Source organism: Lentihominibacter hominis (assembly GCF_014385065.1).
GTDB classification, from domain to species: Bacteria; Bacillota; Clostridia; order Peptostreptococcales; family Anaerovoracaceae; genus Lentihominibacter; species Lentihominibacter hominis.
In genome coordinates this window covers 832,962-846,453 of record NZ_JACRTA010000001.1, presented here as the reverse complement: position 1 = coordinate 846,453, position 13,492 = coordinate 832,962, and the positions used below count along the sequence as shown (strand labels likewise).

Genomic DNA, 13,492 nt, shown 5'->3' with positions numbered 1-13,492 from the left:
ATGTATATAAAGAGAATAGAATTAAAAGATTTTAGGAATTATAAAGAACTTGACGTGGTTTTTAATGAAAATGTTAATATATTTATAGGCAATAACGCACAGGGGAAAACCAATCTGCTTGAAAGTATATATTTAAATGCTATGGCAAGATCTTTTAAAACCTCTAAAGACAAAGAACTCATAAGGTTTGGAAAGGAATTTTGCAAAATAAGAACTACAGCTTATTTTGACGGAGATGATCATGTTAATGAAATAGTTGTAAATAAAGAAGGAAAAAAAGGAATAAAGCTGGATGGCGTTAAAATCAAAAAAACATCTGAGCTTTTAGATCGTGTATTTATAATAATATTTTCTCCGGAAGATATGAAAATTGTAAAAGATGAACCGGAAAAGAGAAGAAAATTTGTCGACAGAGAGCTTTGTCAGATAAAACCCGGATATTACAGTGATCTCAGTGATTATAAAAGAACATTGAAACAAAGAAATACTTATCTTAAAGAAAGTATTATAGATGTGTCGATCCTCGATATATGGGACCGAGAACTGGCTAAATACGGGGCAAGAGTAGCAGTAAGGCGTAATGAATTCATAAAGAAGATAAACGATATAAGCAGACAGATACACAGCAGAATATCAGGCGGCAAAGAAATTCTTGATATAAAGTATGAGTCAAATATAGATGTTTCAGATAATACGGAAAAGTCTTTTTATCAGTTGCTTTGTGATGTAAGAGAAGATGATATAAAGAACAGGAATACAGGAAGAGGGCCCCATAAAGATGACCTTAAAATATCGGCTGATAGTATTGATTTGAGAAAATTCGGTTCACAGGGGCAGCAGCGGACTGCAGCTCTTTCTTTGAAACTTTCGGAAATAAAGCTCATAGAAGAAGAAATGGGAGAGAAACCTATACTGCTTCTGGATGATGTTCTTTCTGAGCTGGATAACGACAGACAGACTTATCTTATAAATTCTTTAGGAGGAAATCAGCTTTTTATAACTACTACTGACATATCAGGAAAAGTGGCCAGATCACTTCCGGAAGGAAAGATTTTTAAAATAAATTCAGGAGAAATAGAAATAGAAATCTGAAAAAATACCTGTAAACATGATTTTAAAAAGTTTACAGGTTTTTTTATTAATATGGCGTATAAACAGGGTTTTGAAAGGCTCAAATTTTAAATCTCACGCTTTTACAGGTGTTGAATTGACTCAAAACTCCAAAACCTTATAAAAGTTTGTAAAAACTTAAAATATATGATATAATAAGCCGTTATAACTGAACTTAAGGAAAAGGAGATTAGATGATGGCGAAAGACGAAAAGCTGCAGCAGTATGGAGCTGAGCAGATACAAGTTTTAGAAGGTCTTGAAGCTGTAAGAAAACGACCTGGAATGTATATAGGAAGTACAGGTTCCAGAGGGCTTCACCATTTGGTGTATGAAATAGTAGATAACAGTATAGACGAGGCTCTTGCCGGTTTTTGCAATAATATAAATGTTACTATACACAAAGACAATTCCATTACTGTAGAAGATGACGGAAGAGGGATGCCTGTAGATAATCATCCTAAGCTTGGGATACCTGCAGTGGAAGTAATACACACTGTTCTTCATGCCGGAGGAAAGTTCGGAGGAGGGGGATATAAGGTTTCAGGAGGACTTCACGGCGTAGGCGCATCTGTAGTAAATGCTCTTTCTACGAAAATGGAAGTGGAAATAAAAAGAAACGGAAAAGTTTATAAACAGACTTATGCTAAAGGGAAAACCACAAGTCCCCTTACAGATATAGGAAACTCGAGAAAGACAGGATCAAAGAGCACGTTTTGGCCTGATCCTGAGATCTTTGACGAAATAGAGTATGATTATGAAACTCTTGAGAGAAGGCTGAGAGAGATGGCTTTTCTCAATAAGGGGATAAGAATAATTTTAAAAGATGAAAGAGAAGGAAAACAGCAGGAAGAAGTATTTCATTATGAAGGCGGTCTGAAAGAATTCGTAAAACATTTGAATACCAATAAGGAGCCTCTGCATCCTGATGTAGTGTATTTTGAAGTTGCAGACAAGGACAGAGAAGTCGAAGTTGCCATGCAGTATACTGATAGATACAGCGAGATGATGCTCTCTTATGCTAATAACATCAATACAACAGAAGGCGGATTCCATATGGTAGGATTTAAAACAGCTCTTACCAGAACTATAAACGATTACGCCAAAAGAAGCAAAATTCTTAAAGAAAATGACGATGCTCTTTCAGGTGATGATGTAAGAGAGGGTTTGACAGCTATAATTTCCGTTAAACTCACTGAACCTCAATTTGAAGGACAGACAAAGACTAAGTTGGGAAACAGTGAGATGAGAGGATTTGTGGAGACAGCTACAGCAGAGAATGTTATGGCTTTTCTTGAAGAAAATCCTACTCAGGCGAAAATAATCATAGATAAATGTTTGAGAGCAGCAAGGGCAAGAGAAGCGGCAAGGAAGGCAAGAGAACTTACAAGAAGAAAAAGTGTCCTTGATGGTATTTCCATGCCTGGAAAATTAGCTGACTGCTCGGAAAAAGATCCTTCACTTTCAGAAATATTTCTTGTGGAGGGTGATTCTGCAGGCGGAAGCGCTAAGCAGGGAAGAGACAGATTGAGACAGGCTGTACTCCCGCTGAAAGGAAAAATACTTAATGTTGAAAAAGCACGTCTTGACAGGATACTGAACTCAGATGAGATAAAGAATATGATAACGGCTTTTGGATGCAACATAGGTCCTGATTTTGACGAGTCAAAGCTGAGATATCATAAGATAATAATAATGACAGATGCCGACGTTGACGGAGCTCATATAAGAACACTTCTTTTAACGTTCTTCTACAGATATATGACTCCTCTTATAGAAAAAGGCTATATTTACGCTGCTCAGCCTCCTCTTTTTCAAGTTAAAAAGGGTAAGGAAGTTTATTATACCTATTCTGAAAGAGAACAGGAAAAACTTATGAAAGAACTGGCAGATAAACCCGGAAAAGCTGATATACAGCGATATAAAGGTCTTGGAGAAATGGATTTTCATCAGCTTTGGGAGACTACAATGGATTACAATAACAGAACTCTTATACAGATAACAATTGATGACGCTACTGCAGCAGACGAGATATTTACTACTCTAATGGGAGATAAAGTTCAGCCAAGAAGACATTTTATCGAGCAGAATGCGGCTCTTGCGACTCTGGATATTTAGATGGGAGGAGTTTGGATAGATGGCAAATTTAATTGAAGATCAGAAAATGATCCAGCATGAGATACATGATGAGATGAAAAACTCCTATATAGATTACGCCATGAGTGTAATTGTAGGACGTGCTCTTCCTGATGTAAGAGATGGTCTTAAGCCTGTTCACAGAAGAATACTTTATGGAATGAGCAGTCTGGGAATAACACCTGATAAACCATTCAAGAAGTCAGCGCGTATAGTCGGTGAAGTAATGGGTAAATATCACCCTCATGGCGACAACTCTATTTACGATGCCATGGTAAGACTTGCTCAGGATTTTTCTACAAGGTATCTTCTTGTGGACGGACACGGAAACTTTGGATCAGTAGACGGTGACGGCGCGGCAGCCATGCGTTATACGGAAGCCAGGATGTCTCCGTTTTCTCTTGAAATGATACGGGATATAGATAAAGATACCGTAGATTTCATGCCTAACTTTGATGAAGAAGAAAAAGAACCTGTCGTACTTCCGGCAAGATTTCCTAATCTTCTGGTAAACGGCAGTAACGGTATAGCCGTAGGTATGGCTACATCTATACCTCCTCATAATCTTGGAGAAGTAATAGATGCTACTGTCAGGATGATAGATGATGATCAGTGTACCGTAGAGGATCTTGTTGAAATAGTAAAAGGCCCTGACTTTCCTACGGGCGCTCAGATCTTAGGTAAAAAAGGAGCAAGAGAGGCTTACAGGACAGGACAGGGAAAGGTTATGGTACGCGCAGTTGCCAATATAGAGGAAACTGACAGAGGCCGCTCACAGATTATAATTAGTGAAATACCGTTTCAGGTTAATAAAGCAAGACTTCTTGAAAAGATAGGAGAGCTTGTAAAGGATAAAAGGATAGAAGGTATTTCAGCTATAAGAGACGAATCCAACAGAAATGGGATGCGTATAGTGATAGAGCTGAAGAAAGACGCCAATCCGAGGATAACTCTTAACAGACTTTATAAACATACACAGCTTCAGGAAAATTACAGTATGATAATGATCGCGCTGGTTGAAGGTCAGCCGAGACTTCTGAATCTGTATGATATAATAAAAGAGTATCTGAAACATCAGAAGGAAGTTGTAACGAGAAGAACTCAGTATGATCTCAATAAGGCAGAAGCCAGAGCTCATATACTGGAAGGCTTGCGTATAGCTCTTGACAATATAGATGAGATCATAAAGATAATAAGATCAAGTTATAATAATGCCAAGGACAAGCTGATGGAGCGCTTCGGACTTTCAGATATACAGGCTCAGGCTATACTTGATATGAGACTGGCAAGGCTGCAGGGTCTGGAACGTGAAAAAATAGAAAACGAATATGCAGAACTGCAGAAAAAAATAGCTTATTACAAGAGCCTCCTCGAAGATGAGAAAAAGCTTATGGGTGTTGTAAAAGATGAGCTTCTTGAAATAAAAGAAAAATACGGCGATGAAAGAAAGACTAAAATAGTAGCTGATATGAGTGATATGGATGATGAAGATCTCATAGAGGAAAAGCAGGTGGCTATAACTCTGACTCATCTGGGATATCTTAAAAGGATTCCTGCAGATACTTATAAGACCCAGAAGAGAGGCGGCAAAGGCATTACGGGACTTACCACGAGAGAAAATGATTTTGTCAACGATCTTATAATGACGTCAACTCATGATAATCTAATGTTCTTTACAAACACAGGAAAAGTCCATAGGATAAAAGCATATGAAATTCCGGAAGCTACAAGAACAGCTAAGGGAACGCCTGCTATAAATTTCCTTAATCTGATGCAGAGAGAAAGAATAACCGCAGTCATACCGTTTAAAGAATTCAGAGATGACAAATATCTGATGGCAGTTACTAAAGACGGTACTATTAAGAAAACCGCCATATCTCAGTTTGATACTAACAGAAAAACAGGGCTTATAGCTATCAATCTTAAAGATGGAGATGAACTTGTAGCTATAAAGCAGACCAGCGGAAGCGATAATGTCATAATCATAACAAAACAAGGAAAGTGTATATGCTTCTCAGAAGATGATGTGCGTCCTATGGGAAGAATAGCAGGAGGCGTAAGAGCCATTAAGCTTGAAGGTGATGATGAAGTGGTATCAATGGAGCTTGTTCAGCCTCACGAAGAAGTACTGGTAGTTACAAGCAAAGGATACGGAAAAAGGACATCAGTCAAAGAATACAAAATACAGGCAAGAGGCGGTAAAGGACTTTTGACATACGATAAGAGTAAATTTAAGAAAACCGGTATGCTTGTAGGTGCTCTTGTAGTAGATGATGATGATGAAATTCTTCTTATAAATTCAGAAGGAACTATTATAAGAATTGCTGCAGCTGATGTGTCCAAACTGGGAAGAGCAACTCAGGGTGTAAAGATTATGAGGGCAGATGATGATGTGAACATCATATCTATAGCAAGGGTAATAAGAGAAGAGGAACATGAAATAGATACAAAACTTGCTCTGGAAAAAAAGGCAGATAAAAGAGCAGCTGAAAAGAAAGAAAATGATTCAGAGCAGACAAAGATGAAGATATAATCACAAGGAGATATTATGAAACGTGTTTTTTCAGGCGTACAGCCTACCGGAAATATCCATTTGGGAAACTATCTGGGAGCATTGAAGCAGTTTGTTGAGCTTCAGGATGAAAATGAATGTATTTACTGTATTGTAGATCTTCATTCCATAACAGTTCCTCAAGATCCTAAAGAATTGAGAAAAAATATACTCGATGTAGCTGCACTCTATCTTTCTATAGGTATAGATCCCAAGAAATCCACAGTTTTCGTTCAGTCAGACGTGAGCGGACATTCAGAGCTGTCATGGATACTGACATGCAATTCCTATACGGGAGAGCTTTCAAGAATGACTCAGTTTAAAGATAAGAGTAAAGGAAGAGAATCAGCGCCTACAGGGCTTTTCACATATCCTATACTTATGGCAGCTGATATACTGCTTTATGATACAGATATAGTTCCTGTTGGGAATGATCAGAAACAGCATATTGAGATATGCAGGGACATAGCAATCAGAGTAAATAATAAGTATAAAGATACATTTGTGATTCCTGACGGAAGATTTCTTAAAACAGGAGCGCGTATAATGGCGCTGGATGATCCTTCAAGTAAAATGAGCAAAAGTGCCGAGAATATTCACAGCAGAATATCTCTTTTAGATGAAGATAACAAAATAAAAAAATCTATTATGCGTGCTACAACTGATTCAGACGGTGAGATAAGATTTGATCCTGAAAACAAACCGGGTGTCAGCAATCTTTTAAGTATATATAGTGCTTTGTCAGGCAAGAGCATTGAAAATATAACAGCTGATTTTGCAGGATGCGGTTATGGAGATTTCAAGAAAGAACTGGTTGAGGTAACAAAAGAAGCGCTTCTTCCTATCAAAAAGAACTTTAATGATATAAGAGAAACAGAAGAACTTAAGAATATACTTCGTGCCGGAGCTGAGAAGGCAAACACTATTGCTGAAAAAACCATAAAGAGAGTAAAAAATAACTTTGGATTAGGATTTTAGATATAAGAATATAAATGTTTTTTTGGGCTATTATTGAAGAGTAAATTTTATTACATCTGGCAATATGGAAAAAATATATGTCTTATATGATAAGAAGAGCTGCCGCATCAGTATAATAAAAAACATTGACGCGCCGGCTCTTTTCTAATAACTTGAATAAAAAAGGAGCATAAAATATGAGTGAAACTGTTTATCAATTTCAAGGTACTGATGATTATATAATAAATGACGATCTGATGCTGACGATGAACATTGCAATAAAAATGAATAAGCCTTTGCTTGTAAAGGGAGAGCCGGGAACAGGAAAGACAGCGCTGGCTGAATCAATAGCAAAAGCACTTGATAAGGAGCTTATCGTATGGAGTATAAAATCTACTACTAAGGCGCAGGATGGGCTTTATCAGTATGATATAGTTCGCCGTCTTTACGATAGTGAGCTTGGCAACGAAGGTGTGGACGATATTAAAAGATACATAAAAATGGGTAAGCTGGGTGAAGCTTTTACGTCAGACAAACAATGTGTGCTTCTTATAGATGAGATTGATAAAGCGGATTTGGAATTTCCAAATGATCTTTTATGGGAACTTGATCGTATGGAATTTTATATTCCCGAAACTGATGAAACAGTTAAGGCTAAGAATCCTCCTATTGTCATAATAACTTCTAATGCTGAGAAAGAGCTGCCTGATGCATTTTTGAGAAGATGCGCATTTTATTTTATTGATTTTCCTGATAAAGAACTAATGAATGATATAATACTTGCTCATTATCCTGATATAGAAGATAAAATTGTGGAGCAGGTACTCGATGCTTTCTTTTATGTACGGGAATATTTTGAGTTAAAGAAAAAGCCAAGTACAAGTGAATTATTGGATTGGATCAGCGCATTGAAATTAAGTGGATTATCTACAGAAAATCTCAGACAGGATCTTCCGCTTGTCAGTTTTTTATTAAAAAAAGATGAAGATCTGGAAACAGTAAAGAAAAGCTTTGGAGGACTCAGGTAATGTTCTTGGATTTTCTGCTTTTTCTTCGTGCAGGAGGACTTAAAGTATCACTTGATGAATGGCTTTCTATAATAGAAGGAATATATATGGGTCTGCATGGCCAGACACTTAAAGGATTTTATATTCTCAGCAGAGCATTACTTGTGAAAAAAGAGAATGATTTAGATAAGTTTGAAGAACTATTTTATCAATATTTTAAAAGTGTAAATTCTCAAAGGTTAAAAAAAGAAATAAAAAAACTTTTAAATCAGCCGGAAAGAGCAGAACAGATTTTTAAAAGTTACATGGATCAGAGAAAGCTTGAACCGCAGGTAATGATGGAAAAAATTGAGATGCGTATTAATGCAGCTGAAGAAGGATATGGAGAAAATATTGCTGTAAATGCAGAAGGGGTAATGAACAGCAGTGTGTCTGCAGGGAAAGGGGCCGGCCCCGGACCGGGAAACGGAACTATGATTCAGGGAGCTGGAGGCAAATCTATAGTACATGCACCGGGAAACCGTAGATTCAGGGACTGGCGTACTGATTGTACCATTGAATCAAGACAGTATCAGATGGCGTTTCGTCTTCTGAGAGAATTGTCGCGTAAATTGGAAACAAATGAAGAAGAACTTGATATAAGAGGGACTATCGATCATACCTGCAGGCAAGGAGGTATCCTTGATATAAAAATGCAGCCTCCCAGGAAAAACAGATTGAAATTAATGGTTCTTATTGATTCGGGAGGCTCTATGAAGCCTTATGAACAGCTTTGCAGTTTGCTGTTTCAGTCTTTAAATAAAGCTAATACATTCTCGGATCTTAAAATTTATTATTTTCATAATTGTCTTGAGGGAAAATTGTATACAGATCCTTCTATAGATATAAAGGAAACAGTAAAAACAGAATGGATATTGAGAAACGTATCAAGTGATTATAAGGTGATTTTTGTAGGAGATGCTGATATGGCAATGCATGAATTAGTGGATAATAATTCTTACAGCAGGTCATCCAATACCGATCTTGATGGAATAACATGGTTTAAAAAATTCAGTGAAAAGTATGAACATTCCATTTGGCTTCATCCTCAGGAGAGAGAAGAAAATCTTGCATGGATGTCTGAATCATTTACAGAAATAAATAAGATATTTCCTATGTTCAGACTTTCCATAGATGGTCTTAAGGATGGTATGTATAAACTTATGAGGAATCAATAAAAATAAAATAACTGTGAATAATAAGATTATTAATATTCACAGTTATTATTTATGTTCGGTTTAATAAGACTCTCAGCTTTTATTTATATTCTTTGCTGAGTATTTCAGTTCCCGCAGCATCTTTATAAATTACTTTGACAGTAATACCATCTATGCCGGAGCCCTCTTCGAGAGTATCTACAACTGATTCAAAAGTTGAATCCATTGAACTCATGGCTTTCTCCATTTCAGTTTTCATGAGCGCCATAGTAGATGAATCAAATGTCTGATCATATTCATAAGTGTATGTGAGAGTATTCTCTTTTACATCTACGGTCATTCCGCTTGTTGAAAGTGAATCTATTGACTGTTTGGCTTCAGTATTGTCATTGACATACTCCTCAAGATTTTTCGGACCGCCACATCCGGAGAATACTACTGCCATAATCAAGATTAATGATAGGATGACACCTGATGTTAAAATTTTCTTTGAAGTTTTCATGTTTTTTCTCCTTCTTCTCGTAAATAAAAATTATTTATATTGACAGCTTATGCTGCTATCGGCTTTGAAGTTCTTTTATTCCGTCTACGACGATTTTTTCAACTTTTTCTGCCAAAGCTTTTTCTTCATGTTTAGTAATATTTTTTGTTTGTATGGGTTCATGTATTATGATATCTATCTCAGCTCCCCTTAAATATCCTTTTTCTTCGAACATTTTATAACTTCCGTTGAGAGAAACAGGTACAATGGGAACTCCGGGTTTTGTCGCAAGCTTCAGCGAACCTCTGTGAAATTTTCCCGGAACAGGACCTTTGCTTCTTGTTCCTTCAGGGAATATGACAAGGGAAAATCCGTTATTGAGATACTCTATGCCTTCGCTTATAGCTTTGAGAGAAGCTCGAGGATCATCTCTTTTTATGAGCACACTTCTGATTCTTTTTATCCATTTACCGTAAAAAGGAAGTTTACCTAAATTTTCTCTGGCAACAAAAGCAAATTGAAATTTTTTAAAGGCAGCGCAGTAAGCAAATATATCAGCGTAACCTTGATGATTTCCTACAAGGACTACAGGACCTTTATCAGGCAGGTTTTCGATTCCTTTTACGTTAAGCGTGCTGCCAAACATTTTCAGAACCATAGGCCCCCAATAAGATGTTGACTTAAGAATATATTCACGTTCTTTTTCAAAATCTCCGGAAGCTTTAGCATCTTCTATGGCTTTTTTGTTTACTTCAAGATATTTCAGGCAGTTGACAAGTTTCAAAGCACCGGGAATATTGGCAAATATCTTCATCAGTTCCTCCTAAGCAGTTCAATATAGATGATCTGTATTTACAGATGAATATATTATATCACATGATTTTAAATTATGATATAATACTGTATTACTAAATAGTGGGGAATTTTTAAATGGGTTTAAATAATATTAGAGAAAAAAAGTCGCATGAAATAAGGATTATAGTTGCAGCTGCAGGAATAGCAGTATTTTTTGCTATTCTTTTTACTGTGGTTACCGGCAGGTCTCAAAATTTTGATGATTCTGTAAGATTCTTTTTTTATGATATGAGAAGCGAATGGCTGACTTGGGCGGCGAAAATTATAACATATATGGGAAATTGGCATTCCATAGTTATATTATGTATCATTCTTCTTATAATAAAACCTCTGAGAATGACGTATGGTGTACCTGTTTCATTAGGAGCGGTTTTTGTCACATTGATGAATAAAATTATAAAGACAGCTGTTCAAAGGCCAAGGCCTGATGAAATTTTTCGACTTATAGATGAAGGCGGATTCTCATTTTCCAGCGGTCATTCAATAACAAGTATGTTTGTATTCGGAATGCTTATATACCTTGTCAGAAACAATGTAAAGAAAGGTATGACAGCTAATATTCTTACTGTTATTTTATTTATTCCGACAATATTTATAGGATTAAGCCGGATCTATCTTGGAGTTCATTATCCTACCGATGTGCTGGCTGGTTGGTGCCTGGGTATAGCAGTAATAATGTTTGCTATTGAGATAATTGAAAGAATTACCGGAAAGAATAAAAAAATATAAATAAAAAGACTCGGTATCGCAAAAAAATTTTACGATATCGAGTCTTGATTTTTTTATTCATCATCTTCAGATGAAGTTCTGTCAAAGAATATACTCTTTCCTGTAGTGGAGAGAGGTATACCGAAACAGACTCTTACATTTTTAGGAAAAATCCCCATGCGTATAGCTGCTTTGCCCGCAGAAAACATGATGCGGTTGTCAATACGGTTGTCCGCAGCTATAGAAACAGCAGATCCTATAGCTATACCCAGATCTACAGTATTAAAAGCGCAGTTTGCGCCTGCCTTGGAAGTTTCACCGCAATTTTTGAAACCGCAAAGGCCGCAGTTTTCGAGGGCAATAGGGGCGTTATCGACGCCTATGATGACTATACAGTGACTGTCGTCTACATTGCCTGCATCCCTTAAAAAGAAATCAGCTCCTGTTTCTTTGGCTATATCACGCATGATCTGTGACAGAGTGTCTTTATCTTCGCCGTCTAAAACAGCAGCCTCTATATTGTCTATACCGCAGCCTTTAGGAGCGGTAACTGCTGCTGCCACCATCTGCTGAGCTACTCGCATTGCAGCTTTTTCGGCTGCATTTTCTCTTTTATACAACATATCGTTCCTCCTTGTTAATATATTATATATGCTAAAAATATCAAAATCAATATAGATATATTTAAGGGACAAATGAAGATAAATCGAAAGGTCTTATGGATAAATATTTTTAAAGGTAATGTTTTATAGTAAGATTTTGAAGATAACATCAGAGCCGGAGGTTTAGAGAAGTATAAAGAGTGTGTTGTCTGTAATACAGATCGTCAAATGACCGCCTTTTTGTTTCTTCATCGCCAAAATACATGAAAGCATGGGTTGAATCTTTTATGTTTTTTGCTTTTGACCATAGCTCTTCTGCTGTCATATCGGCTCCTGCAATAATTACAGAATATTTTTCTATGATATTCTTAGACATTTCATCGTGAAGAACGCCATCGCCGCAGTATATGACAATACCTTTTTTATCGCTGTCACACTTAGGGATATCTGTTGTTAATTTTAACAGTAATTCATATTCTTTATTTCTGTATTCGTGTTCTCCCATAATCATGCAGATACGTATTACAGAGCGGCCGTCTGATTTCTTTATCTCATCATCCAAAGATATGAGATCATAATTTTTTTTGTTTGCTATATCTTCCGCTGTTTTCTTTATGGGAGCTCCAAAGTAGCCGGTTACAAAAATAAGTTCTTTTTCCATGATATTTCCTTTCCGTAAGTATTGATAGCCACAGTATATCATATATATGTGATTCATCATAAAAACTTTGTAAAAAACGTTAAATTTGATATAATTAAAAAAATCGCACTTAATTTACAATAAAAAGGAAAGAGACGATCATCATGAAAAACAATGAAAAACCAACGTTAATTATAATGGCTGCAGGTATGGGTTCAAGATACGGAGGGCTTAAACAAGTCGATAAGATAACTGATGCCGGAGAGATAATACTTGATTTTTCTCTGTATGATGCCATGATGGCTGGATTCGACAGAGTTATTTTTGTAATAAAAGAAGAACATCGACAGCTTTTTAAAGAGCTGGTGGACGAACGTGCAGGAAAATATATGGAAATACAGTATGCCTATCAGAAGCTTGACGATATACCGAAAGGTGAAAAGATTCCCGAGGGCAGAGAAAAGCCATGGGGTACGGCTCACGCGGTTTTGGCATGCAGACATCTGATTAAAGGACCCTTTGCTGTTATAAATGCGGATGATTATTATGGCCCCGGAGGATTTATAGATCTGTATGATTACCTTATTGAACATAAGGACGGAGAAAAATACAGCTATTGTATGGTAGGATATAAGCTGGAAAATACTGTTACAGAAAACGGTCATGTAGCCAGAGGGATATGTGATATAGATGAGAGAGGATATCTTGAAAAAGTTACGGAAAGAACAAAAATAATGCGTAAAGATCAAGGTATTTCATATACGGAAGATGATGGAGATACATGGATAAAGCTTTCTGAAAACACTATAGTTTCCATGAATTTCTGGGGATTTTCACATAGTATGATGAAAGAGCTTAAGAAAGGTCTTCCGGAATTTTTTGAAACTACAGTGAAGGAAAATCCTCTGAAAGGAGAATATTATCTTCCGGCTGCTGCGGACAGATTGATACAGGAAGGAAAAGCACGGGTAAAAGTTTTGACGTCACATGACAGATGGTATGGCGTTACGTATAAAGAAGACAAGGAAGATGTCAAAAATGCTTTGGAAGCAATGAAAGATAAAGGAATGTATCCGGATAAATTATGGAAATAGATTTAGATGAAGACGGTTTTCTGTAAACCGTCTTTTTTTGTGCTTATAAAAAGTCATCAAGCATATCTTTATTTTAGAGAATATTTAAATTTGGTAAATGTAGGAATTTGTCGCAAAAAGTATGCAACTTTTTGAACTATGAGAAGAATGTATTAT

12 protein-coding genes are annotated in these 13,492 nt (G+C 36.5%); 8 read left to right on the top strand and 4 right to left on the bottom strand.

The annotated features are described in order from the left end of the window. The 6 genes from recF (at window position 1) to H8692_RS03955 (ending at window position 8,977) form a co-directional block, all read left to right on the top strand. Entirely contained in the window at window positions 1–1,092 is a 1,092-nt protein-coding gene (gene recF / locus H8692_RS03980) for a DNA replication/repair protein RecF (protein ID WP_187525032.1), read from the top strand. A gap of 212 nt (window positions 1,093–1,304) precedes the next feature. Continuing rightward, window positions 1,305–3,227 (top strand): DNA topoisomerase (ATP-hydrolyzing) subunit B, encoded by a 1,923-nt coding sequence (gene gyrB, locus H8692_RS03975; RefSeq protein WP_417494447.1) that lies wholly within the window; start codon window positions 1,305–1,307, stop codon window positions 3,225–3,227. A 19-nt stretch (window positions 3,228–3,246) separates the two neighbouring features. Further along, the gene (gene gyrA / locus H8692_RS03970) at window positions 3,247–5,778 is read left to right on the top strand and encodes a DNA gyrase subunit A (protein WP_187525031.1); all 2,532 of its coding nucleotides are present in this window, start codon (window positions 3,247–3,249) and stop codon (window positions 5,776–5,778) included. 15 nt (window positions 5,779–5,793) lie between these two features. Further along, window positions 5,794–6,774: a tryptophan--tRNA ligase gene (gene trpS, locus H8692_RS03965; protein ID WP_177268150.1), complete on the top strand. Its 981-nt coding sequence runs from the start codon at window positions 5,794–5,796 to the stop codon at window positions 6,772–6,774. A 176-nt stretch (window positions 6,775–6,950) separates the two neighbouring features. Next, window positions 6,951–7,781: an AAA family ATPase gene (locus tag H8692_RS03960; protein WP_177268149.1), complete on the top strand. Its 831-nt coding sequence runs from the start codon at window positions 6,951–6,953 to the stop codon at window positions 7,779–7,781. Beyond that, a complete protein-coding gene (locus H8692_RS03955) occupies window positions 7,781–8,977 on the top strand; it encodes a VWA containing CoxE family protein (RefSeq protein WP_187525030.1) in 1,197 nt (398 codons plus the stop codon). The genes H8692_RS03960 and H8692_RS03955 overlap by 1 nt, the downstream gene beginning before the upstream one ends. Window positions 8,978–9,056: 79 nt before the next feature. Here the strand turns inward: H8692_RS03955 and H8692_RS03950 are convergent, their stop codons facing one another. Next, window positions 9,057–9,458 (bottom strand): DUF4854 domain-containing protein, encoded by a 402-nt coding sequence (locus H8692_RS03950; protein WP_177268145.1) that lies wholly within the window; start codon window positions 9,456–9,458, stop codon window positions 9,057–9,059. 55 nt (window positions 9,459–9,513) lie between these two features. Continuing rightward, window positions 9,514–10,251, bottom strand: a complete 738-nt coding sequence (locus H8692_RS03945) for a lysophospholipid acyltransferase family protein (RefSeq protein WP_177268143.1) — start codon at window positions 10,249–10,251, stop codon at window positions 9,514–9,516. Between the two features lie 116 nt (window positions 10,252–10,367). Between H8692_RS03945 and H8692_RS03940 the strand changes: the two genes are divergently transcribed. After that, window positions 10,368–11,021, top strand: coding sequence for a phosphatase PAP2 family protein (locus H8692_RS03940; RefSeq protein ID WP_187525029.1), 654 nt, complete (start codon window positions 10,368–10,370; stop codon window positions 11,019–11,021). Window positions 11,022–11,074: 53 nt separating this feature from the next. Here H8692_RS03940 and H8692_RS03935 read toward each other — a convergent pair whose 3' ends face one another. Both H8692_RS03935 and H8692_RS03930 read right to left on the bottom strand, forming a co-directional pair. After that, window positions 11,075–11,623: a ferredoxin domain-containing protein gene (locus tag H8692_RS03935; RefSeq protein ID WP_177268139.1), complete on the bottom strand. Its 549-nt coding sequence runs from the start codon at window positions 11,621–11,623 to the stop codon at window positions 11,075–11,077. 148 nt (window positions 11,624–11,771) lie between these two features. After that, the gene (locus H8692_RS03930) at window positions 11,772–12,263 is read right to left on the bottom strand and encodes a shikimate kinase (protein WP_187525028.1); all 492 of its coding nucleotides are present in this window, start codon (window positions 12,261–12,263) and stop codon (window positions 11,772–11,774) included. A 143-nt stretch (window positions 12,264–12,406) separates the two neighbouring features. Between H8692_RS03930 and H8692_RS03925 the strand changes: the two genes are divergently transcribed. Further along, entirely contained in the window at window positions 12,407–13,336 is a 930-nt protein-coding gene (locus tag H8692_RS03925) for a nucleotidyltransferase family protein (RefSeq protein WP_187525027.1), read from the top strand. Window positions 13,337–13,492: the final 156 nt, after the last annotated feature.

What these genes read in the sequence shown, in the direction of transcription:
- recF (WP_187525032.1), top strand. Translation starts at nt 1, where the DNA reads ATGTATATAAAGAGAATAGAATTAAAAGATTTTAGGAATTATAAAGAA.
- gyrB (WP_417494447.1), top strand. Translation starts at nt 1,305, where the DNA reads ATGATGGCGAAAGACGAAAAGCTGCAGCAGTATGGAGCTGAGCAGATA.
- gyrA (WP_187525031.1), top strand. Translation starts at nt 3,247, where the DNA reads ATGGCAAATTTAATTGAAGATCAGAAAATGATCCAGCATGAGATACAT.
- trpS (WP_177268150.1), top strand. Translation starts at nt 5,794, where the DNA reads ATGAAACGTGTTTTTTCAGGCGTACAGCCTACCGGAAATATCCATTTG.
- H8692_RS03960 (WP_177268149.1), top strand. Translation starts at nt 6,951, where the DNA reads ATGAGTGAAACTGTTTATCAATTTCAAGGTACTGATGATTATATAATA.
- H8692_RS03955 (WP_187525030.1), top strand. Translation starts at nt 7,781, where the DNA reads ATGTTCTTGGATTTTCTGCTTTTTCTTCGTGCAGGAGGACTTAAAGTA.
- H8692_RS03950 (WP_177268145.1), bottom strand. Translation starts at nt 9,458, where the DNA reads ATGAAAACTTCAAAGAAAATTTTAACATCAGGTGTCATCCTATCATTA.
- H8692_RS03945 (WP_177268143.1), bottom strand. Translation starts at nt 10,251, where the DNA reads ATGAAGATATTTGCCAATATTCCCGGTGCTTTGAAACTTGTCAACTGC.
- H8692_RS03940 (WP_187525029.1), top strand. Translation starts at nt 10,368, where the DNA reads ATGGGTTTAAATAATATTAGAGAAAAAAAGTCGCATGAAATAAGGATT.
- H8692_RS03935 (WP_177268139.1), bottom strand. Translation starts at nt 11,623, where the DNA reads ATGTTGTATAAAAGAGAAAATGCAGCCGAAAAAGCTGCAATGCGAGTA.
- H8692_RS03930 (WP_187525028.1), bottom strand. Translation starts at nt 12,263, where the DNA reads ATGGAAAAAGAACTTATTTTTGTAACCGGCTACTTTGGAGCTCCCATA.
- H8692_RS03925 (WP_187525027.1), top strand. Translation starts at nt 12,407, where the DNA reads ATGAAAAACAATGAAAAACCAACGTTAATTATAATGGCTGCAGGTATG.